This window comes from Micromonospora sp. NPDC004540, from assembly GCF_040610095.1.
Lineage (GTDB): Bacteria > Actinomycetota > Actinomycetes > Mycobacteriales > Micromonosporaceae > Micromonospora.
Genome location: NZ_JBEXLR010000029.1, coordinates 38,359 through 58,758, shown reverse-complemented (window position 1 = coordinate 58,758; position 20,400 = coordinate 38,359). Strand labels below are relative to the sequence as shown.

Sequence of the window (20,400 nt, the reverse complement as noted above, 5' to 3'; positions counted from 1 at the left end):
AGTCGCCGTGGCGGTGCGGGCGGGCCAGGTCCTCGCCGAGGGCACGCTCCGCGCGCTCAGCGACGTCGCGCGGGGGGCCTCCAGCGGCGAAGCCGTACGGGGGTCGGCGCCGGCTCCGGCTCCGGCACGGGCGGCGTCGGGGGCTGCGCCGGCTCCGGCGGCTGGGCCGGCTCGGGCGGCTCGGGGTTGACCGGCCCCGCCCGGTAGACCTTGGCGCCGCCGGACGTCCCGCCGCCCGCCGCGGCGGCCACCTCGTCGGCCGAGACGCGGCTCAGCCCGGGCACCGACGCGCTGGCCCGGGCGTGTCCCTGAGCGGGCACCGGAGCCTTCGTGGCCGGCGGCTGGCCGGCGTCCGCAGCCGGCGGCTCCGCTCGCGACATGGGGTCGCCGCCGGCCGGGGCGGCGCCGTCAGCGAGGGCGGCGCTGTCAGCGGGGCCGGTGCTGTCGGCGGGGGCGGGAGAGCGTTCGGCGGCGGCGAAGGCGGACCAGGTCGAGGGCGGCGGGACGGAGGCGCCCGGCTGGCGCCGGTCCAGCGCCGGGGCGGGCTCCGCCGGGCTGCCCGCCCGGTAGGTGGTGCCGCTGGCCGGCGCGCTCGGCCGCTCCTCGGCGGGAGGCGGCGCGGCGGCGCCCGCGACGCTCACCCGGGCCCGGGCGACGGCCACCGGGGCGGCCTGGCCCGGACGCTCCTCGGCGGGGTTGGCCGGCCGGTCGGCGGCGTCGGGCACGGATCCGGGGTGGACCGTCTCCGCCGGAACGTCGTGCTCGCCCATCTCGCCCCTCCGCGCCCCACGCTCGCCCCCGACCGTGGCGCCGGTCGGGCGTGCCTGGATCTCACCGTGCCACATTCCGGCCCGGGAGCACAGCCGGAGTGGACGGTTGGTCAGTCGGTGGCGCTCGGGCTCCCCGAGGTGCTCTCGGCCGCGCTGCCCGACGGGTCTGCGGCGCTGTTGGTCGGCTCGGCGCCGGTGGTGCTGGTCGGCGACGGGGTCGGCGAGTCGGACGGGCTCGGAGTCGGCGACGGCGTGGTGCTCGGGGAGGTCGACGGCGTGGGCGCCGGGCTCGACGTGCTCGGCGTCGGCTTCGGCGTGGTCGTCTTGGTCGGCCTGGGCGTGGCCGTCTTGCTGGGCTTCGGCGTCGGGCTGGGCTTCGGCGGGGTGGTGGTCTGGGTCGGAGTCGGGGTCGGGATCGGCGCCGGGGTGGCCGGGGCGGGCACCCCGCCGATCACCCGGGTGGCCGCGTAGAGCCGCGACCACCGGACCACCGAGATCTTGACGACGTCGCCGGTCCGCGGCGCCTCGACCATCTTGCCGTTGCCGATGTACATGGCGACGTGGTGGATGCTCGTCCAGCTGCTGCCCGAGGCGAAGAAGAGCAGGTCGCCGGGGAGCAGCGCGCTCGGGTCGACCGTGCGGGAGCGGGTGGCGTAGTACTGGTCCCGGGAGACCCGGGGCAGCCCCTGGTAGCCGGCGGCCAGGTAGGAGGCGAGCATCAGGCCGGAGCAGTCGAACCGGTTCGGCCCCTCGGCCGCCCAGAGGTAGGGGTCGCCGAGCTGGGCGAGGGCGTAGCGCACCGCGGCCAGGGCCTTCGGGTCGGCGACCAGCCCGCTGACGCTCTGGTTGACGACGTACGAGCTGCCGAGCTGCTGCTCGGCGGCGTCCTCGCGGCGCTCGATCTCGAGCAGCTTCGCGGCGTTGTCCCTGCGGAGCTTGAGCAGCGCGGCTTCCTGCTTGTGCAGGTCGGTCTCGACCCGGGTGTATTCCGCGGTCTTCTCGGTGGCCCGCCGCTCGGCCGAGGCGTGCGCCTCGCGGGCGACCTGCTCGGCGACGGTGGCCCGGGCGAGTTCGCCGGTCACCGCGGTGGTGGCGCCCTCGGCCCTGTCGCCGCGGGTGATCCGCTGGAGGTTGGCGAACTCGCGCAGGTTGGCCCCGAACTCGCCGGGCGGCAGCGCGGCGTCGGCCTTGACCGCGTCGGCGGCGGCGGCCTTCGCGTTCTCCTGGGCCCGGGCGAGCGCGTCCTGGGCCTCCTTCAGCCGGGTGGCGGCGAGGGTCAGGTCCGCCTGCGCGGTGTCCCGCTCGCCCTTGACGGTGAGCAGGTTGTCGCCGAGCTGGGCGACCTGCGCGTCGACCTGGTTGATCTGGGCGATCAGCGGGCCGTCGGCCGGGTTGGTGACGCCGGTCGTGGCACCCGGGAGACCCGGGGTGCGCCCGGGCCCGCCGGTCACCGTGCCGGGCACGCCGGGGACGGCGCCGGGCACGGTGGGCAGCTGGAGGGTGCCGGTCACGCGGGGGCGGGAGCCGGTGCTGGGGACGGTGTCGGGCAGCGGGTCGGCCCAGGCCGGGGTGGCCAGCGCCGCGGCCGCGACCGCCCCGAGCAGGGCGGACCAGAGCGCCGGACGCAGCACCGGCGAGATCACCGGATGCCGGCTTCGTCGACGTCGGGCCTTGGTGCTGTCGACCATTCCGCTCCCCGTCCGGTCTGGTGTGTTCCGCGCGAGGTGGGCGCGGTGAGCCAGGACGGTACCGGTGTGTGTTCCGCCCCATCCTGTCTTACCTCACCAACGCAGCTATGTCGATGTGCGGAGGGTGACGGCCGCCCGGGAGTCCGGTGAACTGGGTCGCTGCGGTTGACCGGGTCGCCGGTTCGTCCGACGCGCGACGTACGCTCGACCCGGACCGCAGGTGGAAGGGACGTGGCTTTCGATGGACGCCGGACTCAAGCGCGAGCTCGAAGCGAAGGTCTACGCGGGCGAGCGGCTGACCCGCGAGGACGGAGTCGCCCTCTACGAGAGCGACGACCTCGCCTGGCTGGGGCGCCTGGCCCACCACAAGCGCACCGAGATGAACGGTGACCGGGTGATGTTCAACGTCAACCGGCACCTCAACCTGACCAACGTCTGTTCCGCCTCGTGCGCGTACTGCTCGTTCCAGCGCAAGCCGGGCGAGAAGGACGCCTACACGATGCGCATCGACGAGGCGGTCCGCAAGGCCAAGGAGATGGAGGACGAGCAGCTCACCGAGCTGCACATCGTCAACGGCCTGCACCCGACCCTGCCCTGGCGCTACTACCCGAAGGTGCTCCGCGAGCTGAAGGCGGCGCTGCCGAAGGTCAACCTCAAGGCGTTCACCGCGACCGAGGTGCAGTGGTTCGAGAAGATCAGCGGCCTGAGCGCCGACGAGATCCTCGACGAGCTCATGGACGCCGGGCTGGAGTCGCTGACCGGCGGTGGTGCGGAGATCTTCGACTGGGAGGTCCGGCAGCACATCGTCGACCACGCCTGCCACTGGGAGGACTGGTCGCGGATCCACCGGCTGGCCCACTCGAAGGGCATGAAGACCCCGTCGACGATGCTCTACGGCCACATCGAGGAGCCCCGGCACCGGGTCGACCACGTGCTGCGGCTGCGCGAGCTGCAGGACGAGACCGGCGGCTTCCAGGTCTTCATCCCGCTCCGCTACCAGCACGACTTCGTCGACTCGGCGGACGGCAAGGTCCGCAACCGCATCCAGGCCCAGACGACGATGGCCTCGCCGGCCGAGTCGCTCAAGACCTTCGCCGTCTCCCGGCTGCTCTTCGACAACGTGCCGCACGTGAAGTGCTTCTGGGTGATGCACGGCCTCTCGGTGGCCCAGCTCTCGCTCAACTTCGGGGTCGACGACCTGGACGGCTCGGTCGTGGAATACAAGATCACCCACGACGCCGACTCGTACGGCACGCCGAACACCATGCACCGCGAGGACCTGCTGGACCTGATCTGGGACGCCGGCTTCCGCCCGGTCGAGCGGAACACCCGCTACGAGATCGTCCGCGAGTACGACGCGGCCCCGTCGCTGGCCGAGCGCCGCGCCGAGCCGCAGCAGGTCTGGGCCTGACGCGCACGTCGATGAGCACCGAGGAGCAGCAGCGCAGCTTTCCCCGCCGGGACGCCGAGGGGCGCATCCTCACCCTGGGCGACCTGCTCGGGGTGAGCCTCGCCGGCCTGGTGATCGGGGTGCTGGCGCTGGTGCTCTTCGAGTGGGCGTTCGCCACCATGGGCGCGGGCGGCTTCGGGCGGACCAACGGCTGGCTGGCGGTGATCCTGCCGCTCTGGCTGTTCTGGGACGACTTCCGGGCCTGGGAGTTCGGCGCGGCCCGGGTGCTCGCGGCGCTGGCCGGGATCGCGGTCGGCGTCTTCGCCGGCCTGCTGGCGGCCGGCTTGGCCGCCGGGCTGCCGCCGCTGTTCTCCGGCGCGCTGGCCGCGGCGGTGTTCACCGTGGTCTACGCGGTGATCTGGTTTCATGGCGTGCACTGGCTGGCCCGGCGGACGGGCTGAGGCCTTGAGAGAGAAGGAAGTGCTGGCGTGAGCGCGGCGGTCAAGTACACGCTGGGCCGGATCGGGCTGTTCGTCGGCGTGCTGGCGGCCCTCTGGTTCGTCGAGATGAACATGTTCCTGCGGCTGATGCTGGCGCTGGTCTTCTCCGCCGCGCTGTCGTTCTTCCTGCTCCGCGGCTGGCGCGACGAGATGGCCGGGGAGATGTCCGAGGCGGCGGAGCGGCGCCGCGCCGAGAAGGACCGGCTGCGCTCCGCGTTGGCCGGGGACGACCAGACCGAGCGGACCGACGAGCGCCGCGAGGGCTGAGCCGCCGGAGAACGGGGCAGCAGGAAACGTCGCGGACCGCTAGGGTCTGCCGCCGTGAGTTTCCTGAACACGATCAACGGGTGGCGGACGAAGGTCTTCGTCTGGATCGGCCTGCCGGTCATCGCCGCCATCGGACTGATGCTGAGCGTCACCGACCTCGCCCCGGCCTGGGATGCGAAGAACGGTGGCGGCACGCCGGGCACCTTCACCGCGGTGAACGAGGAATGCGGCCGGCGTAACTGCGAGTGGCACGGGACCTTCGTCGCCACCGAGGGCGGCGCCCAGCGCGCCGACGTGATCCTCTACGACGCGCCGGACGGGCTGACCGCGGGGGCGACCGCCCCGGCGCTCGACTCCGGTGCCCGGAAGGGCGTCTTCTCCACCGCCGGCGGCTCGACCTACCTGCTGGTCACCGGGCTCGCCCTGGCCGGTGTGGCCGCCCTGGTCGCCTGGGTGGTGATCATCGTCCGGGCGATCCGTAGGCGCGGCCGGCGGGCCGAGCCCGCAGCCCCGCCCGCCTCGTTCGCTCCGTCGGCCTGACCCGCTGACCGGTCCACGACCGTACCGACGGGCCCGGCACCGTCCCGAGGGACCGTGCCGGGCCCGTCCCGTCACCAGTTGGTGGAACCCGGCACGACCGGCCAGGCCACGTCGGTCGGCTTGATCAGGTACGCGATGCCGCCCGAGCCGGAGGCCACGGTGCCGTTCGCCCGGTGCCGCTTGGTGCGCAGCCAGATCTGCTCGAACTGCTCCCGCTTGTACACGTTGCGCACGGCGTCGTTCGAGGACGAGGCCGGGTCGTTGATGATCACGTCACCCTCGGCGGTGAAGCCGACGATCACGAAGAGGTGCCCGGAGGTGCCGTAGTTCGCCCCGTCCAGCTCGCTGGCCAGGAAGGACTGCGACGTGACCACCGGGATGCCGGCCTTGATGAAGCGTTCCGCCTCGTCCAGCGAGTGCATCCGGGTGACCCGGGCGTCCAGGCCGGGGAAGCTCGCCGCGTACGCGGTGTTGAACGGCCAGTTGCCGGCGCCCTCGTACTCGTAGTCGTAGGTCATCCGGGCGGCGTGGTCGACGGTCGGGTCGGCGTAGCTCGGGTCGACCCAGGCGGTGTCCTCGGCCGAGGGCTTGCGCCCCCAGTACTCGACCACCATCTCGGTCGAGGTGGGCGAGCACCAGGCCTCCCCGCCGTTGTCGAACTCGGGGTACTCCCCGATGTGGATGTTCTGCGAGTAGCGCGGCACCGCCAGCTCGGTGCCCCAGGCGATGCCGCCCTTGCTCGGGGCCACGGTGAACCGGTCCGGCACGTTCGAGCTCATCGCGCCGAGCATCCAGACCCGCGGCGAGGCGGCCTGCCCCGGCGCGCGGTAGAGAGTCAGCCGGAGCTGGTACGACCGCAGCAGCACGCCGGCCTTGGCGTCGTCGATCGAGAAGGTGTCGGTCCAGATGGTCGACCAGGGGTCGCCCTGGCCGTCCAGCGTGGACCGCTTGATGTCCTGGTCGCCGGAGGCCCAGCGGCCCATCACGTACCAGGGGGTCTGCTGCCCGGTGTTGTAGGTGCCGTGCAGCTCGACCTGGATCCAGGTGCCGGCCGGGGTCGCGGCGTTCCACGAGGCGACCAGTTCGCTGGCGTCGAAGCCGACCGTCCGCTCCGGCGAGGTCCAGGTGGCGTACTCCCAGGTCCGGGTGGCGCCGGTGTGCTCGTCGGTGAACTCGGTGGTGCCGGCCGGCTGGCCGATGGTGATGCCGGTCCGGTGCCCCGGGATGGCGTACGTGCCCTGGTGGGTGCCGCCGCGCCAGTCCGGGTACTTGGACCAGTCCTGGAAGGTGATCTGCTCGTCGTGCGCGACGACCGGCAGGTTGTTGTCGGCGTGGGCGGGCGCCGTCACTCCGACGAGGGCGAGCGCGGCGGCGCCGACGAGGGCGACCGCGCGCAGGGCTGGTCTGACCATGTGCACTCCGTTGGGTGGGAAGGGATGGATCACCAGTTGGTGGACCCGGCCACGGCGGGCCAGGCCACCTCGGTCGGTTTGATCAGGTAGACGACGCCGCCGGAGCCGCCGCCGGTGCCGCCGCTCGCGGTGGTCCGCCGGGTGCGCAGCCAGATCTGCTCGAACTGGTCACGCCGGTAGACGTGCCGGACCGCGGCGTTGCTGGGCGAGGCCGGGTCGTTGGCGATCACGTCGCCGGTGGCGGTGAAGCCGACCACCACCATGAGGTGCCCCGCCGTGCCGTAGCCCGCCCCGTCCAGCTCGCTGGCGAGGAAGGACTGGCTGGTCACCACGGGGATGCCGGCGGCGATGAAGTGCTCCAGCTCGTCCAGCGAGTGCAGCCGGGTCACCTTGGCCTCCAGCCCGGGAAAGCCGGCCGCGTACGCGGTGTTGAACGGCCAGTTGCCGGTGCCGCCGTACTGCCAGTCGTAGGTCATCCGGGCGGCGTGGTCGACGGTCGGGTCGGCGTAGCGCGGGTCCACCCAGGACGTGTCGGCTGGGGAGGGTTTGCGGCCCCAGTACTCGACCACCATCTCGGTGGAGGTGGGCGAGCACCACGCCTCGCCGCCGCCGCCGTACTCCGGGTACTGGCCGGCGTGGATGTTCTGCGAGTAGCGCGGCACGGCCAGTTCGGTGCCCCAGGCGATGTGCCCGGCGCTGGGTGCGACGGTGAACCGGTCCGGCACGTTCGAGCTCATTGCGCCGACCGAGCGGAGCACCGGTGTGGCGGTCGACGCGGGGTCCCGGTAGAGGGTCGCCCGGAGCTGGTACGCCCGCAGCAGGACCCCGGCGGCCGGATTGTCGATCGCGAACGTGTCGGTGAGGACGCTCGAGGTCTTGTCGCCCTGCCGGTCGACGCTGGTCCGCCGGATGTCGCCGTCGCCGGAGGCCCAGCGGCCCATCACGTACCAGGGGGTGCGGGCGCCCGTGGTGTAGGTGCCCTGGAGTTCGACCTGGAGCCAGGTGCCGGCTGGTGTGTCGGCGTTCCACGAGGTGACCAGCTCGGTGGCGGAGAAGCCGACCTGGGTGAGCGGCGAGGTCCACGTCCCGTACGCCCAGGTGCGCCGGGCGTTGCTGTGCGGGTCCTTGTAGAGGATAGTGCCGACCGGGGTGGCCAGGGTCAGGCCGGCGGTGGTGCCGGTGGTGCCGGCGGCGGTCCCCGTCGACCAGGCCGGGCCGGACCAGCCCTGCCAGGTGATCTGCTCGTCGTGCGTGACGGCGGTGGTCGTCGCGCCGGCCGGCGCGGTGGTGCCGAGGAGGGCGAGCGCGGTGGTGCCGGCGACGGCGGTCGCCCGCAGGGATGTCCGGTCCATGGCAGCTCCTCCAGGAGAACGGCATCGTTGCGTTCACTGTCGCGCCTGGAGGGAAGTTTCGCCAGAGGTTCACGCATGGAAAATCATTGCCGGCGTGAGGATGCGGTCGGGATGGAAGCAGGGAGTGATGGATGTTGATATGACCATGTGACTCCTGGTGAAGTGTGCGGACAACGGGATCGCCCGTACCCCGAGGAGGTTCCATGGCCCTCCGCACGTCCCCGCTCCGTCGCCGGCTGGCCCTCGCCGCCGCTGTCGGCCTGACCCTCGTCGCCGCCCTCACCGGCCCGGCCGCCGCCCGGCCCGCCCCGGACGGCGAGCCGGCCGCCGTCGCCTACCGGGTGCTCGGCCCGCGCACGCTCGCCGACCGCGGCGCCGTCGCCCGCACCGGCGCGGCGATCGACCACTCCGAACACGGCGTGCTGCACGTCACGGCGACCGCCGCCGAGGCTGCCGCGATCACCCGGCTCGGCTTCCGGCTGGAGAAGGACGCCGCCCCGGCCCGGGCCGCCGGAGCCGTCGCCTACGCCTTCCCGCCCGCCGACTCGAACTACCACGACTACGCCGAGCTGACCGCGGTGGTGAACACGGTGGTCGCCGGCCACCCGGCCATCGCCCGCAAGCTCAGCATCGGCCGGTCCTACCAGGGCCGCGACCTGATGGCCGTGAAGATCTCCGACAACGCCGGCACGGACGAGAACGAGCCGGAGATCCTCTTCAACGCCCAGCAGCACGCCCGCGAGCACCTGACCGTCGAGATGGCGATCTATCTGCTCAACCTCTTCACCGACAACTACGGCAGCGACTCCCGGATCACCAACATCGTCAACTCCCGGGAGATCTGGATCGTCCCCACGGTCAACCCGGACGGCAGCGAGTACGACATCGCCACCGGCTCCTACCGCTCCTGGCGGAAGAACCGGCAGCCGAACAGCGGCTCCTCGTACGTCGGCACCGACCTGAACCGGAACTGGTCGTACCAGTGGGGCTGCTGCGGCGGCTCGTCCGGCTCGACCTCGTCGGCGACCTATCGCGGCCCGTCCGCCTTCTCCGCCCCGGAGACCGCGGCGCTGCGCAACTTCGTCAACGGCCGGGTGGTCGGCGGGGTGCAGCAGATCAAAGCGAACATCGACTTCCACACCTACTCGCAGCTGGTGCTCTGGCCGTACGGCTACACGTACAGCAACACCGCCACCGGGATGAACGCCGACCAGTACAACACCTTCGCCACCATCGGCCGGCAGATGGCGTCGAGCAACGGCTACACCCCGGAACAGTCCAGCGACCTCTACATCGCCGACGGCACCAGCATCGACTGGATGTGGGGCGCCCACAAGATCTGGGCGTACACCTTCGAGATGTACCCCGGGTCGGCCTCCGGGGGCGGCTTCTACCCGCCCGACGAGGTGATCCCTGCGCAGACCTCCCGCAACCGGGAGGCCGTGCTGGTGCTCTCCGAGTACGCCGACTGCCCGTACCGGGCGATCGGCAAGCAGAGCCAGTACTGCTGACCGCGGCCCACGTGGGGGCCCGTCGGGCCCCCACCCACCCTCCCGTCCGGACGATCTCCGCTGGTCATGCGCTACGGTGGCACCGACCATCCCCGCAGCGAAGCCGGTGCGAAACCGGCGCTGTCCCGCAACTGTGATGCCCCGCACGCGGCGTCGGCCTCCGCCGGCGCCGACAACGTGGGGACGAGCCAGGTCGCCTGCGGCACGGTCGCGACACGCGCTCTCGAGGAAGGGCGCCTCGCGGACGGGCCCGCCCAGGCGGTCCCTGTCGGCGAAGCACCACGCTCCTCGACCGACAGGAGGACCGATGTCCAGACGTACCCCCCGGCTCTTCGCCGCCGCGCTCGCGGTCGGCGCGCTGCTCCTCGGCGGCTGCGCCGAGAAGACCTCGAACGACACCCCCGCCGCCAGCGGCTCGGCGGCCGCCGCCTTCCCGGTCACCGTCGGCAGGCTGACCCTGGACAAGCGCCCCGAGAAGATCGTCTCGCTGTCGCCGTCGGCGACCGAGATGCTCTTCGCCATCGGCGCCGGCAGGCAGGTCACCGCCGTCGACGACAACTCGAACTACCCGGCGGAGGCGCCGAAGAGCGACCTCTCCGGCTTCCAGCCGAACGCCGAGGCGATCGCCGGCAAGGGCCCCGACCTGGTGGTGCTCTCCAACGACACCAACAAGATCGTCGATCAGCTCACCACGCTGAAGATCCCGGTGCTCGTCACCCCGGCGGCGGCCACCCTCGACGACACCTACCAGCAGCTCACCGACCTGGGCAAGCTCACCGGCCACCCGGCCGAGGCGGACGCCGTCACGAAGAAGATGAAGGACGACATCGCGGCGCTCACCAAGGACCTGCCGCAGCGGGCGAAGAAGCTCACCTACTACCACGAGCTCGGCCCGGAGCTGTACAGCGCGACCAGCAAGACCTTCATCGGCTCGATCTACGCGCTCGCCGGCCTGGAGAACATCGCCGACCCGGCGGACGCCGACGGGAAGAACGGCGGCTACCCGCAGCTCTCCCAGGAGGTCATCGTCAAGGCGAACCCCGACTTCGTCTTCCTGGCCGACACCAAGTGCTGCAAGCAGAACGCGGAGACCGTCAAGGCGCGCAGCGGCTGGGCCGGCGTCACCGCCGTGAAGAACAACCAGATCGTCGGCCTCGACGACGACATCGCCTCGCGCTGGGGCCCGCGCGTGGTCGACCTGCTCAAGGCGATCGTCGACGCCACCGCCAAGGTCCCGGCCTGACGGTGGCCGTGCGACCGGCGGACAACGCTCACCGGCCGGCCGGGACGCCCGACGCGTCCCGGCCGTCCGGCGTGCCCGACGTGAACCCGCCCAGCGCGGGGGAGCGGATGCCGGCCGGACCGGGTGCGACGGTCCGGCCGGCCGGGCTGCGCGCCCGCTGGCTGCTCGCCGGTATCGGCGCGGTGCTGGTGGCGCTGGTGGCCGGCGTCTCGCTCGGCCCGGTCAGCCTGCCCCCGGGCAGCGTCGCCGCCGAGCTGCTCAACCTGCTGCCCGGGGTGCACCTGGACAGCGGGCTCACCGAGCGGGAGATCGCCATCGTCACCGAGCTGCGGCTGCCCCGGGTCGTGCTCGGCCTGCTCGTGGGCGCCCTGCTCGCCCTGGCGGGCGGCTGCTACCAGGGCGTCTTCCGCAACCCGCTGGCCGACCCGTACCTGCTGGGCGTGGCGGCCGGCGCCGGGCTGGCGGTGACCGCCGTGATCGCGCTCGGCGCCGGGGCCGGCGGGGCGCTGAGCGGGATGCCGCTCACCATCCCCCTCGCCGCGTTCGTCGGCTCGCTCGGCGCGGTCGTCATGACGTACCTGCTCGGCGCGGCCGGGGGGCGGGACCGCTCACCGGCCACGCTGATCCTGGCCGGGGTGGCGGTCTCGGCGTTCCTCGCCGCCGGGCAGACCTACCTGCTGCAGCGGCACTCCGACAGCATCCAGCAGGTCTACTCCTGGCTGCTCGGGCGGCTGGCCACCGCCGGCTGGCACGACGTCCGGCTGGTCCTGCCCTACTTCGTGCTCACCGCCGTGGTGGTGCTGCTGCACCGGCGCGAGCTGGACGTGCTCTCCGTCGGCGACGACGAGGCCACCAGCCTGGGGCTGCACCCGCAACGCTCCCGCTACCTGCTGATCGCCGCCGCCTCGCTGGGCACCGCCGCCGCGGTCTCCGCCTCCGGCCTGATCGGCTTCGTCGGCATCATCGTGCCGCACACCGTACGGCTGCTCGCCGGGTCGAGCTACCGGGTGATCCTGCCGCTGTCGATGCTCTTCGGCGGGGCGTTCCTGGCGCTGACCGACGTGGTCGCCCGGACCGCCGCCGCCCCCGCCGAGATCCCGATCGGCGTGGTCACCGCGCTGCTCGGCGGCCCGTTCTTCGTGCTGGTCCTGCGCACCGCCCGCCGGGTGCTGACATGAGCGCCCCCGCGGTCGAGCTGCGCGGCCTCCGGATCGAGCTGGGCGGCACGCCGATCCTGGCGGGCGTGGACCTGGCGGTCGCGGTGGGCGAGTGGGTCACCGTGATCGGCCCGAACGGCGCCGGCAAGTCGACCCTGCTGCGCGCCGTCGGCGGCCTGCTGCCCGCGCCGGGCGCGGTCTCCCTCTTCGGTACGCCGATCAACTCCCTCCGCCGCCGCGACCGGGCCCGGGTGGTGGCCACCGTGGCGCAGTCCCCGGTGGTGCCGGCCGGCATGTCCGTCTTCGACTACGTGCTGCTGGGGCGCACCCCGTACATCCCGGCGCTGGGTCGGGAGTCGGCCGCCGACCTGGCCGCCGTGCACGAGGTGCTGGGCCGGCTCGACCTGGGCGCGTTCGGGCACCGCGAACTGGCCACCCTCTCCGGTGGCGAGCGGCAGCGGGTCTTCCTGGCCCGGGCGCTGGCCCAGGGCGCCACCCTGCTGCTGCTCGACGAGCCGACCAGCGCGCTGGACATCGGCCACCAGCAGGAGGTGCTGGAGCTGGTCGACCAGCTCCGCCGGGAGCACGACCTGACCGTGCTCGCCACCATGCACGACCTCTCCATCGCCGGCGAGTACGCCGACCGCCTGGTCCTGCTCGCCGAGGGCCGGGTCGCCGCCGCCGGCCCGCCGCAGGAAGTCCTCACCGAGCCCCTGCTGGCCTGCCACTACCGGGCCCACGTCCGCGTCATCCCCGGCGACCACGGCCCCCTCGTCGTCCCCGTCCGCCCCCGCTGAGCTGACTGCTCAGCGCAGGGCGGTGACGGAGAAGAGGGCGCCCTGGGGGTCGCGGAGAGCGGCGCTGCGGCCCGCCGGGTTGTCGCGGGGCGGGACGAGGATGGTGCCGCCCAGCTCGGCGGCCCGGGCCGCGGTGGCGTCGGTGTCCTCGACCGCGAAGTAGACCGTCCAGTACGCCGGCAGGTCCTCGGGCAGCGGCTCCAGCTGCGGCATCATCCCCGCGACGATCCGGGCGCCGCACCGCCAACCGGTGTAGGTGACCGGGCCGGCCGACTGCTCCTCGGGGTGCCAGCCGAAGACCAGCGCGTAGAAGTCCTTCGCCCCCTCGGGGTCGGGGGTGACCAGCTCGTTCCAGCACATCGAGCCGGGGACGTTGAACAGTTCCGCCCCGCGCATCGCCATCGGCTGCCAGACGCTGAACACCGCACCGGCGGGATCGGAGAGGACCGCCATCCGGCCCTGCTCGAAGACGTCGAACGGGGAGACCACCACCTGACCGCCGGCTGCCTCCACCCGGGTGGCGACCAGGTCCGCGTCGTCGGTCGCCACGTACGTCGACCAGATCGGCACCTGCTCGGGGGCGGCCGGCGGGCCGGCCCCGGCCACGGCCCGGCCGTTCTTGAGGAAGACGGTGTAGCCGCCGGCGGTCGGCTCGGCGGACACCCGGCCGGTCCAGCCGAACAGCTCCGGGTAGAACCGCTTCGCGTCGTCCAGCCCGGGGGTGGCCAGGTCGGTCCAGCAGGGCGTGCCGGGCTCCACGCCGTTCACGCTGACCCCTCTCGCCGGGGGCGACCCCGCTGGCACGCCCTGCCGGCATCGTGGCACCGTCGCGTCGGCCGCCGGGCCGGATTCGGACAAAAGGTCAGGTGAAGCGGCGTCCCTCGTCCCGCCGGTACGCCCATCCGGCGACCGCCGCGAGCCCGACGATCCAGACGCCGAGCATGATCATGGAGACCGGGTTCAGCCGCCAGTCGGTCACGGCCGCCCACATCAGCTCCAGCGCACCGCGGGTGGGCAGGTAGGGCGCGATCGCGTCGACGAAGCCGGGCGCGTTGTCCGGGCCGAAGAGCAGCCCGCCGCCGAAGGCCAGCGGGAAGAAGATGAGCTGGGCGACCACGATCGCGGCCTTGCTCGGCAGCGAGTAGCCGATGGCCAGCCCGAGCAGCGTGAACGGCACCGAGATCACCGCGACCCCGCCCGCGGCGAGCAGGAACTGCGCCGGGGTGACCCGGGCCGCGGTGGCCACCGCCGCGATCACCACCACCGGGAGCATGGAGAAGTAGGTGAGGACCAGACCGGCCAGGATCCGGCCGGCGAAGCGTGGGCCGGGCCCGGCGGGCAGCGTCCGGCTGTACGGGTTCCACGGGTGGTCGCGATCCTCGGCGACGCCGATCCCGTACTGGAAGATGTTGGCGCTCATCACCGCGAAGGTCACCATCGCGGCGGTGGCGTAGGTGGCGGCGGTGGAATCGTCGCCGGCGAACGGCACGACGAAGAAGAGCATCGTGGCGGCCGGGAAGAACGCGCTGCCGAAGATCGCGACCGGGATCCGGAAGATCTCGAGGAGTTGGTAGCGGGCGTGGACCAGGGCGAGCGGCACGGCGGTCTCCTAGGCGGGGGTGGGTGCGGGCCGGTCGTCGGCGGTGAGGGCGAGGAACGCCTCCTCCAGCGAGGTGGGCCGGACCTCCAGGTCGCGGAACGCCACGCCGGCCGTGACGAGGTCGCGGACGAGCTGGTCGGCGTCCGTGGTGAGCAGGTGGGTGCGCCCCTCGGCGTGCTCGGTGGCCACCACCCCGGGCAGCGGCGGCAGGTCGTCGGCGACCAGGCTGACCCGGCGTACGCCGACGATGCCGCGGATCGCCGTCACGGAGTCGTCGGCGAGCACCCGGCCGTGCCCGATCACCACCACCCGCTGCGCCAGCGCCTCCACCTCCTCCAGGTAGTGGCTGCTCAGCAGGACCGTGCCGCCGTCGGCGTGGAAACTCCGGACGGCCTCCCACAGGGTGCGCCGGGCCTCCACGTCCAGCCCGGTGGTGGGCTCGTCGAGGACCACCAGGCGCGGCCGGCCGACGAAGGCGAGCGCCACCGCCAGCCGGCGGCGCTGCCCGCCGGAGAGGCCGCCGGTCTGCCGGCGCACCTGGTCGGCGAGGCCGAACCGGTCGAGCAGCTCGCCCCGGGACACCGGGTCGGGGAAGTGCGCGGCCACGAAGTCGACCACCTCGCCGACCCGCAGCGTGCCGGGCAGGCCGGTCTCCTGCGGGGTCACCCCGAGCTGACGCCGGCTCGCCGGGTCGCGCGGGTCGCCACCGAACAGCTCGACCCGGCCGGCGGTGGGGCGGCGCAACCCGACCAGCAGGTTGAGCAGGGTGCTCTTGCCGGCGCCGTTCGGGCCGAGCAGGCCCACCAGCTCCCCGGCGCGGACGGTCAGGTCGACCCCGTCCAGGGCCAGCACCTCGCCGTAGCGGCGGCTGACCTGGTCGGCGCGGGCGAGGATCATCTTCAGGCTCCTCACGGGTCACGATCCCGGACGGGCATGCCCTCACCTGTGTACCGTGCCGGCGCCAGTTCCACCGCCCCGCGCGGTGGGGTGCCGATCGCCTACTGTGGTAGTCCCGTTGTCCGGCCGGGCCGGCGACGGGCGACCGCCGACTGGACACTGGGGAGGGTCCATGACGACTCCGAGCAGGAACCTGGAGGTCCAGCCGGAGGCGCTGACCGCCTTCGCCGCCGCGTCCCGGGACCGGGCCGGCCAGTTCCGCGAGCTGCGCCGGATCTTCCACGACGGGCACGTGCCCCGGCACGCCTTCGGCATCATGCCGGCGTCCTTCAGCCTCGCCGCCGCGTACGCCGAGCAGTTCGAGGCGTGCCTCCAGGGGTTGGAGGACGGTGCCGAGGTGATGGCCGACATCGCCGAGGGGATCAGCGACACCGCCGAGGCCTACACCGGCACCGACGTGGCGACCACCGACATGTTCACGCCGGGCGCCTGAGGGGACCTGATGAGCACCGAGGCGTTGCAGCGCAACAAGACCTACTTCGAGCAGATCGTGTCGGGCACGCCCGACCCGTTCAAGCCGCTCTCCAACGCGGTGCTCTGGCCGTTCGAGCAGCTGCTGGAGCTGGTCGCCGGCGAGCCCGACGACCTCATGAAGGCGGCGCAGCTCGCGCTCACCACCGGCGAGGCGGTGCGGCGGATCGCCGGCGACCAGATCGCCGACCGGGCCCGGCTGCGCGGCGCGTGGGACGGCGACGCGGCGGAGAAGTTCCACGCCTCGATGGAGTCCGTCGAGGAGGCGATCGAGGAGCTGGCCAAGGGGCTGGACGGCACCAAGGAGGTGCTGGTCGACGCGGCGAACGCGGCGGTCGACGCGTTCAACCTGCTGGTCGAGCTGATCCTGGAGTTCCTGCTCTGGTTCCTCACCGAGGTGATCATCGCGGCGGTGGCCGCCGTGCTCAGCGCGGGCGTGACGCTGGCCGCCACGGTCGTCCGCGTGCTGGCCCGGCTGGCCACCACGGTCGGCCGCATGGTCAAGATCGTGGCCCGGTTCGCGGAGATCCTCACCAAGCTGGTGACCAAGCTGGAGCGGGTCGCCGCCCTGCTCATGAAGTACCGCCAGGTGGTGCTGGAGCTGAAGGAGGCCAAGAAGGCGTACCGGCTCTGGAACAAGTCCGGTTACGGCCGAGAGGCGTTCGCGTTCATGGCGAAGCGGACCGCCATTCTCTTCCCTGGCAAGTTCGCCATCAACCAGGCGTCCCCGGTCAACATCCCCGGCGTCGGCGGCGCCCTGCTCGACACCGGGGTCGGCCTGCACGACGTCTCCGACGGCCACAAGGACCGCAACTACCTGGTGGACGGCACCTACTCGGAGGACCTGGGGCCGTACACCAAGGGTGTGCAGAACGTCTTCGACTCGATCGTGAACTGAGAGGCAGCCATGACCTTCCCGGCCCTGGACCGGATCGAGGCGCTGGCCCGCAACCTGGACGGGTGGCAGCGCGAACTCGGCGCGCGGATGGCCGAGCTGGAGCAGAGCAGCGCCGAGGGGGTGAGTGACTCCGGCCTGGTGACCGTCACGGCGGCCGCCGACGGCAAGATCCTCTCCACCGAGATCAACGCGCGGGCCATGCGGCTCGACTCCTACACGCTGGCCGAGGAGTTCACCGCCGCGGCGAACCGGGCCCAGGAGGCGGCCGCCGCCCGGGTCCGGGAGATCGTCGGCGAGGTGATGGGGAACGCGCCGGCCGCGGAGCGCCGCACCGACGACGGCTACGGCCACGATCGATACTGAGCCGATGGAGGACACCGGATACCGCGACCGGATCGGCCAACTCGTCGAGCCGGGCGAGCAGGTGCTGGCGTACGCGAAGGCCGACGCGGCCCACGGGGCGCCGCCGCCCCCACCGCCGGATGCGGCGAAGCCGGAGGCGCCCGCCGGCGGGGTGAGCATCGGGGCGGTGCTGCTCAACCTGATCTCCCCGCTGATCAGTTGGGCGTGGGGCGACCGGCTGGTCGACCGGGTGATCTGGGGCATCGCCGGGCGTGGCGCCCCGGGGTCCGCCGCCTCCCGGCTGCACCACGCGCTGCGCCCGCCCAAGCCGGACCTGGCGGTACGGGACATCCTGCTGGTGGCCACCGACCGGCGGCTGCTGGTCTGCCTGAGCGGGCCGGTGAAGCTGCTGTCCAGCCGAGAGGACGACGAGCGGTCCGTTGCGGAGACCGGGATCGCCTGGTCGGCGTCGCGGGCGGAGGTGGCGTCGGCCCGGGTGGGCTGGCACCGGCTCAACCCGAAGCGGCTGCGGCTCGACTTCGCCGACGGCTCCTGGCTGGCATTCACCGTGCCGATCGCCGAGTCGGGCCGGCCCCTGCGGGACGTCGCCGCCGCGCTCTCCGCCTGAACCGGCCGGCGCGGGGGAAGCCACGCCGAGCCGGCGGCCGGAGAGCGACCGGTCAGCCGGCCAGCGGGGCGGGCAGCGGCTCCCGGTGCAGCACGGCCAGCCGCGACACCGCCCGGGTCAGCACCACGTAGAGGCGGTGCAGGCCGCGCGGCTCGGCGGCCACGATCGCGGCCGGCTCGACGACCACCACGTGGTCGTACTCCAGGCCCTTGACCAGCGTCGCCGGGACCACGGTGACCCGCGCGGCGGCCTCCACGTCGTCGGCGGTCGCGGTCTCGACGCCCGCGTCGGCGAGGGCCGCGCGGAGCCGGTCCACCGCGTCGTCGGCGGCGATCACGCCGACCGAGCCGTCGTGCGCCAGCGCCGCCCGCACCTCGGCCACCGCCGCGGCCGTCAGGTCCTCGACGGTACGCACGTCGAGCGTCCCGTCCCGGCGCAGCGACTCGGCCGGGGGCACGTCGACGGCGAGCGCCGGCAGCAGCCGGTTCGCGAACGCGACCACCGCGGCCGGCACCCGGAAGCCGACGCTCAGCGGCACCACCGACGCGTCCGGCTTGCCCAGGTGGGCCAGGGATTCCCGCCAGTCGGTGGCCGCCCAGGGCGCGGTGCCCTGGGCCAGGTCGCCGAGGAGGGTGATCGAGCCGTGCTCGCTGCGCCGGGCGATGGCCCGGCACTGCATCGGGGAGAGGTCCTGCGCCTCGTCGACCACCACGTGCCCGAAGCCGGCGGGCCGTTCCAGCAGCCCGGCGGCCTCGTCGATCAGCACCGCGTCCGCGGCGGTCCACCGGGTCGCCTTCGGGGTACGCCCGACCCTGCCCGACCGGAACAGCTCCTGCTCCTCGACGGTGAGCAGGCCGTCGGCGGCGGCGGCGAGCGCCTCGGGGTCGGTCCGCAGCCGGTGCAGCAGCCCGTCGGGGGTGAGCGCCGGCCAGACCGCGTCGAGGAACTCGGTGACCGGCTTCGCCCTGCTCATCCGTCGCAGCCAGGCGTCGCTGGGCGACTCGGCCCGGCGGGCCTCGGACTGGCGTTGCAGCAGCCCCACGAGGCGGGCCCGGACCCGGTCCCGGCCGGTCGCGTAGGGCAGGTTCTCGCGGCGGGTCTCCTCGACCAGCCGGTGCAGCGGGTCGAGGCCGATCCGCCAGCGGAACGAGCCGTCCGAGACCATGATCGGCTCGGTGGGCGTGCCGATGTGCGCGTCGACCGCGCGGCGCAGCACCTCGGCCAGCCGGATGTCGTGCTTGAGGGTGGCCACGGCGGGGTCGTCGACCGCGCGGACCGGCACCCGGGCGACCAGGTCCTCCACCGTGGCCTGCTCGACCTCGACCTCGCCGAGCGCCGGCAGCACCGCCGCGATGTAGGACAGGAAGGCCCGGTTCGGCCCGACGATCAGCACGCCCGACCGGCGCAGCCGCTCGCGGTGCAGGTAGAGCAGGTACGCGGCGCGGTGCAGCCCGACCGCGGTCTTACCGGTGCCCGGCGCGCCCTGGACGCAGATCGAGTCGGCGAGGTCGGCCCGGACCAGCTCGTCCTGCTCGGGCTGGATGGTGGCGACGATGTCCCGCATCGGGCCGACGCGGGGGCGTTCGATCTCGGCGGTGAGGATGCGGCTGGCGGTGCCCAGCTCCTCGCCCCGGTCCAGGCGCTCGTCCTCGAAGCTGGTCAGCGCGCCGGCGCTGAACCCGAACCGGCGCCGGACCGCGACGCCTTGCGGGTCGCGGGCGCTGGCCCGGTAGAACGACCGGGAGACCGGGGCCCGCCAGTCCAGCACCAGCGGCTCGCCCAGCTCGTCGGTGACGTGCCGCCGCCCGACGTGGTATTCGCGTCCGGCATGGTCCTGGTCGGCCTCCCCGAAGTCGAGCCGGCCGAAGAAGAGCGGGGTGTTCGGGTCGTCGGCCAGCTCCTTGACCCGCCGGGCCATGTGCCGGCCGAGCTGCTCGGCGGTGTACGCGTCGCCGGCCACCTTGTCGCCGGTGGCGAAGAGGGACTCGGCGCGCTCGCGCATCCGGCGCAGCGCGACGCGGGAGGTGTCCAGGTGGGCGCGCTCGGCGACGAGTTCGGCGTCCAGGGTCTGTTCTTGGGCGTGCAGGGTCATCCACGTACTCCTCGTCACGGGGAACAACGCTGCCGCTCGCGTTTCCGACCTCGGGTCGGCGCGGGACGTCCTGTGCGGTGCTACTCACCACGGCCGTCAGGCGGGACAAAGCAGCTTACTCCGGTCGGGTCGGCGGGCAACCGAATTTCCCCGGGCGCCGGCCGGCGCGGGATCATGGGTGGCATGACCGAGGCGCGTCCGGAGCAGCACCGGGTGACGATCAGCGACCCGCAGGTGATGCGGGCCCTGGCCCACCCGGCCCGAATGGCGATCATGGAGCATCTCAGCACGGTGGAGGGCGGTGCGACCGCCACCGAGTGCGCCGAGATCGCCGGGCTCTCGCCGAGCGCGACCAGCTACCACCTGCGCGAGCTGGCGAAGTTCGGCCTGATCGAGGAGGCCCCGAGCCGGGGGGACGCCCGGGAGCGGGTGTGGCGGGCGTTCAGCCCGTCCTACTACATCGAGTCCGGGCAGGACGCCGACTCCGAGGCGCGCGCCGCCGAGCTGGCCCTGGTCGACGCGCACCTGGCCCGGGACAGCCAGCGCGCCCGCGACTGGATCCGCCGCGCCCCGGACGAGCCGCGCGACTGGTATCAGGCGGCGTGGTTCAGCGACAGCCTGCTCCAGGTCACCGCCGAGGAGTTGACCGAGCTCAACCAGGCGGTCCAGGCGCTGCTGGACCCGTATCGGCGCCGGCTGCGCACCGACCCGCCGGAGGGCGCCCGCACGGTCGCCGTGCAGTACCGGGCGCTGCCGATCGACTGACCAGGGTTGCGCCGGGCAGG

At 73.3% G+C, this 20,400-nt stretch carries 20 protein-coding genes, 1 pseudogene and 1 riboswitch; of the genes and pseudogenes, 13 read left to right on the top strand and 8 right to left on the bottom strand.

Features of this window, described 5'->3' with window-relative positions; all coding sequences use genetic code 11:
• Nucleotides 1-56 precede the first annotated feature (56 nt).
• Nucleotides 57-770, bottom strand: coding sequence for a hypothetical protein (locus ABZV78_RS13070; protein WP_355638149.1), 714 nt, complete (start codon nt 768-770; stop codon nt 57-59).
• A gap of 110 nt (nt 771-880) precedes the next feature.
• The gene (locus ABZV78_RS13065; RefSeq protein WP_355638148.1) at nt 881-2,458 is read right to left on the bottom strand and encodes a C40 family peptidase; all 1,578 of its coding nucleotides are present in this window, start codon (nt 2,456-2,458) and stop codon (nt 881-883) included.
• Nucleotides 2,459-2,699: 241 nt separating this feature from the next.
• Here ABZV78_RS13065 and mqnE point away from each other — a divergent pair, with 241 nt between their 5' ends.
• From mqnE to ABZV78_RS13045, 4 genes are read left to right on the top strand one after another with little or no spacing between them, the layout of a single operon-like run.
• Nucleotides 2,700-3,869, top strand: a complete 1,170-nt coding sequence (gene mqnE / locus ABZV78_RS13060; protein WP_355638146.1) for an aminofutalosine synthase MqnE — start codon at nt 2,700-2,702, stop codon at nt 3,867-3,869.
• Nucleotides 3,870-3,880: 11 nt separating this feature from the next.
• The gene (locus ABZV78_RS13055; RefSeq protein WP_355638144.1) at nt 3,881-4,309 is read left to right on the top strand and encodes a hypothetical protein; all 429 of its coding nucleotides are present in this window, start codon (nt 3,881-3,883) and stop codon (nt 4,307-4,309) included.
• A gap of 27 nt (nt 4,310-4,336) precedes the next feature.
• Complete coding sequence (locus ABZV78_RS13050; protein WP_355638142.1) at nt 4,337-4,615, top strand: DUF4229 domain-containing protein; 279 nt, start codon at nt 4,337-4,339, stop codon at nt 4,613-4,615.
• Between the two features lie 54 nt (nt 4,616-4,669).
• Nucleotides 4,670-5,155, top strand: a complete 486-nt coding sequence (locus ABZV78_RS13045) for a hypothetical protein (RefSeq protein WP_355638141.1) — start codon at nt 4,670-4,672, stop codon at nt 5,153-5,155.
• A gap of 71 nt (nt 5,156-5,226) precedes the next feature.
• Here the strand turns inward: ABZV78_RS13045 and ABZV78_RS13040 are convergent, their stop codons facing one another.
• Nucleotides 5,227-6,567 carry a C39 family peptidase gene (locus tag ABZV78_RS13040; RefSeq protein ID WP_355638139.1) on the bottom strand — a complete coding sequence of 447 codons (1,341 nt, stop codon included), beginning with the start codon at nt 6,565-6,567 and terminating at the stop codon, nt 5,227-5,229.
• Nucleotides 6,568-6,596: 29 nt separating this feature from the next.
• Nucleotides 6,597-7,919: a C39 family peptidase gene (locus ABZV78_RS13035; RefSeq protein WP_355638137.1), complete on the bottom strand. Its 1,323-nt coding sequence runs from the start codon at nt 7,917-7,919 to the stop codon at nt 6,597-6,599.
• A 203-nt stretch (nt 7,920-8,122) separates the two neighbouring features.
• Here ABZV78_RS13035 and ABZV78_RS13030 point away from each other — a divergent pair.
• The 4 genes and pseudogenes from ABZV78_RS13030 to ABZV78_RS13015 form a co-directional block, all read left to right on the top strand.
• A pseudogene (locus tag ABZV78_RS13030) lies at nt 8,123-9,427 on the top strand (M14 family metallopeptidase); the annotation flags it as partial.
• Between the two features lie 105 nt (nt 9,428-9,532).
• A riboswitch (cobalamin riboswitch) is annotated at nt 9,533-9,623 on the top strand.
• 114 nt (nt 9,624-9,737) lie between these two features.
• Nucleotides 9,738-10,673 (top strand): ABC transporter substrate-binding protein, encoded by a 936-nt coding sequence (locus ABZV78_RS13025; RefSeq protein WP_355638135.1) that lies wholly within the window; start codon nt 9,738-9,740, stop codon nt 10,671-10,673.
• A gap of 107 nt (nt 10,674-10,780) precedes the next feature.
• Nucleotides 10,781-11,851: an iron ABC transporter permease gene (locus tag ABZV78_RS13020; protein WP_355638153.1), complete on the top strand. Its 1,071-nt coding sequence runs from the start codon at nt 10,781-10,783 to the stop codon at nt 11,849-11,851.
• Nucleotides 11,848-12,627 carry an ABC transporter ATP-binding protein gene (locus tag ABZV78_RS13015; protein ID WP_355638133.1) on the top strand — a complete coding sequence of 260 codons (780 nt, stop codon included), beginning with the start codon at nt 11,848-11,850 and terminating at the stop codon, nt 12,625-12,627. The genes ABZV78_RS13020 and ABZV78_RS13015 overlap by 4 nt, the downstream gene beginning before the upstream one ends.
• Before the next feature lie 9 nt (nt 12,628-12,636).
• Here ABZV78_RS13015 and ABZV78_RS13010 read toward each other — a convergent pair whose 3' ends face one another.
• From ABZV78_RS13010 to ABZV78_RS13000, 3 genes are all read right to left on the bottom strand, one after another.
• Nucleotides 12,637-13,395: a VOC family protein gene (locus tag ABZV78_RS13010; protein WP_355638131.1), complete on the bottom strand. Its 759-nt coding sequence runs from the start codon at nt 13,393-13,395 to the stop codon at nt 12,637-12,639.
• A 94-nt stretch (nt 13,396-13,489) separates the two neighbouring features.
• Nucleotides 13,490-14,227, bottom strand: coding sequence for an ABC transporter permease (locus ABZV78_RS13005; protein ID WP_355638129.1), 738 nt, complete (start codon nt 14,225-14,227; stop codon nt 13,490-13,492).
• A gap of 9 nt (nt 14,228-14,236) precedes the next feature.
• A complete protein-coding gene (locus ABZV78_RS13000; protein WP_355638128.1) occupies nt 14,237-15,124 on the bottom strand; it encodes an ABC transporter ATP-binding protein in 888 nt (295 codons plus the stop codon).
• Between the two features lie 172 nt (nt 15,125-15,296).
• Between ABZV78_RS13000 and ABZV78_RS12995 the strand changes: the two genes are divergently transcribed.
• From ABZV78_RS12995 to ABZV78_RS12980, 4 genes are read left to right on the top strand one after another with little or no spacing between them, the layout of a single operon-like run.
• On the top strand, nt 15,297-15,617 hold the full coding sequence (locus ABZV78_RS12995; RefSeq protein ID WP_355638127.1) for a type VII secretion target: 321 nt from the start codon (nt 15,297-15,299) through the stop codon (nt 15,615-15,617).
• Nucleotides 15,618-15,626: 9 nt separating this feature from the next.
• Nucleotides 15,627-16,553, top strand: a complete 927-nt coding sequence (locus ABZV78_RS12990; RefSeq protein ID WP_355638125.1) for a WXG100 family type VII secretion target — start codon at nt 15,627-15,629, stop codon at nt 16,551-16,553.
• A gap of 9 nt (nt 16,554-16,562) precedes the next feature.
• Nucleotides 16,563-16,916, top strand: coding sequence for a YbaB/EbfC family nucleoid-associated protein (locus ABZV78_RS12985; protein WP_262283367.1), 354 nt, complete (start codon nt 16,563-16,565; stop codon nt 16,914-16,916).
• Between the two features lie 4 nt (nt 16,917-16,920).
• Nucleotides 16,921-17,523: a hypothetical protein gene (locus ABZV78_RS12980; protein WP_355638123.1), complete on the top strand. Its 603-nt coding sequence runs from the start codon at nt 16,921-16,923 to the stop codon at nt 17,521-17,523.
• A 52-nt stretch (nt 17,524-17,575) separates the two neighbouring features.
• Here ABZV78_RS12980 and ABZV78_RS12975 read toward each other — a convergent pair whose 3' ends face one another.
• Nucleotides 17,576-19,615, bottom strand: a complete 2,040-nt coding sequence (locus tag ABZV78_RS12975; protein ID WP_355638121.1) for an AAA family ATPase — start codon at nt 19,613-19,615, stop codon at nt 17,576-17,578.
• A gap of 183 nt (nt 19,616-19,798) precedes the next feature.
• Here ABZV78_RS12975 and ABZV78_RS12970 point away from each other — a divergent pair, with 183 nt between their 5' ends.
• A complete protein-coding gene (locus ABZV78_RS12970; RefSeq protein WP_355638120.1) occupies nt 19,799-20,380 on the top strand; it encodes a winged helix-turn-helix domain-containing protein in 582 nt (193 codons plus the stop codon).
• The last annotated feature ends 20 nt before the right edge of the window (nt 20,381-20,400 follow it).

Excerpts from the sequence above, each read along its gene's own strand:
- ABZV78_RS13070 (WP_355638149.1), bottom strand. The coding sequence starts at position 770 with ATGGGCGAGCACGACGTTCCGGCGGAGACGGTCCACCCCGGATCCGTG.
- ABZV78_RS13065 (WP_355638148.1), bottom strand. The coding sequence starts at position 2,458 with ATGGTCGACAGCACCAAGGCCCGACGTCGACGAAGCCGGCATCCGGTG.
- mqnE (WP_355638146.1), top strand. The coding sequence starts at position 2,700 with ATGGACGCCGGACTCAAGCGCGAGCTCGAAGCGAAGGTCTACGCGGGC.
- ABZV78_RS13055 (WP_355638144.1), top strand. The coding sequence starts at position 3,881 with ATGAGCACCGAGGAGCAGCAGCGCAGCTTTCCCCGCCGGGACGCCGAG.
- ABZV78_RS13040 (WP_355638139.1), bottom strand. The coding sequence starts at position 6,567 with ATGGTCAGACCAGCCCTGCGCGCGGTCGCCCTCGTCGGCGCCGCCGCG.
- ABZV78_RS13035 (WP_355638137.1), bottom strand. The coding sequence starts at position 7,919 with ATGGACCGGACATCCCTGCGGGCGACCGCCGTCGCCGGCACCACCGCG.
- ABZV78_RS13025 (WP_355638135.1), top strand. The coding sequence starts at position 9,738 with ATGTCCAGACGTACCCCCCGGCTCTTCGCCGCCGCGCTCGCGGTCGGC.
- ABZV78_RS13020 (WP_355638153.1), top strand. The coding sequence starts at position 10,781 with ATGCCGGCCGGACCGGGTGCGACGGTCCGGCCGGCCGGGCTGCGCGCC.
- ABZV78_RS13015 (WP_355638133.1), top strand. The coding sequence starts at position 11,848 with ATGAGCGCCCCCGCGGTCGAGCTGCGCGGCCTCCGGATCGAGCTGGGC.
- ABZV78_RS13000 (WP_355638128.1), bottom strand. The coding sequence starts at position 15,124 with ATGATCCTCGCCCGCGCCGACCAGGTCAGCCGCCGCTACGGCGAGGTG.
- ABZV78_RS12995 (WP_355638127.1), top strand. The coding sequence starts at position 15,297 with ATGACGACTCCGAGCAGGAACCTGGAGGTCCAGCCGGAGGCGCTGACC.
- ABZV78_RS12990 (WP_355638125.1), top strand. The coding sequence starts at position 15,627 with ATGAGCACCGAGGCGTTGCAGCGCAACAAGACCTACTTCGAGCAGATC.
- ABZV78_RS12985 (WP_262283367.1), top strand. The coding sequence starts at position 16,563 with ATGACCTTCCCGGCCCTGGACCGGATCGAGGCGCTGGCCCGCAACCTG.
- ABZV78_RS12980 (WP_355638123.1), top strand. The coding sequence starts at position 16,921 with ATGGAGGACACCGGATACCGCGACCGGATCGGCCAACTCGTCGAGCCG.
- ABZV78_RS12975 (WP_355638121.1), bottom strand. The coding sequence starts at position 19,615 with ATGACCCTGCACGCCCAAGAACAGACCCTGGACGCCGAACTCGTCGCC.
- ABZV78_RS12970 (WP_355638120.1), top strand. The coding sequence starts at position 19,799 with ATGACCGAGGCGCGTCCGGAGCAGCACCGGGTGACGATCAGCGACCCG.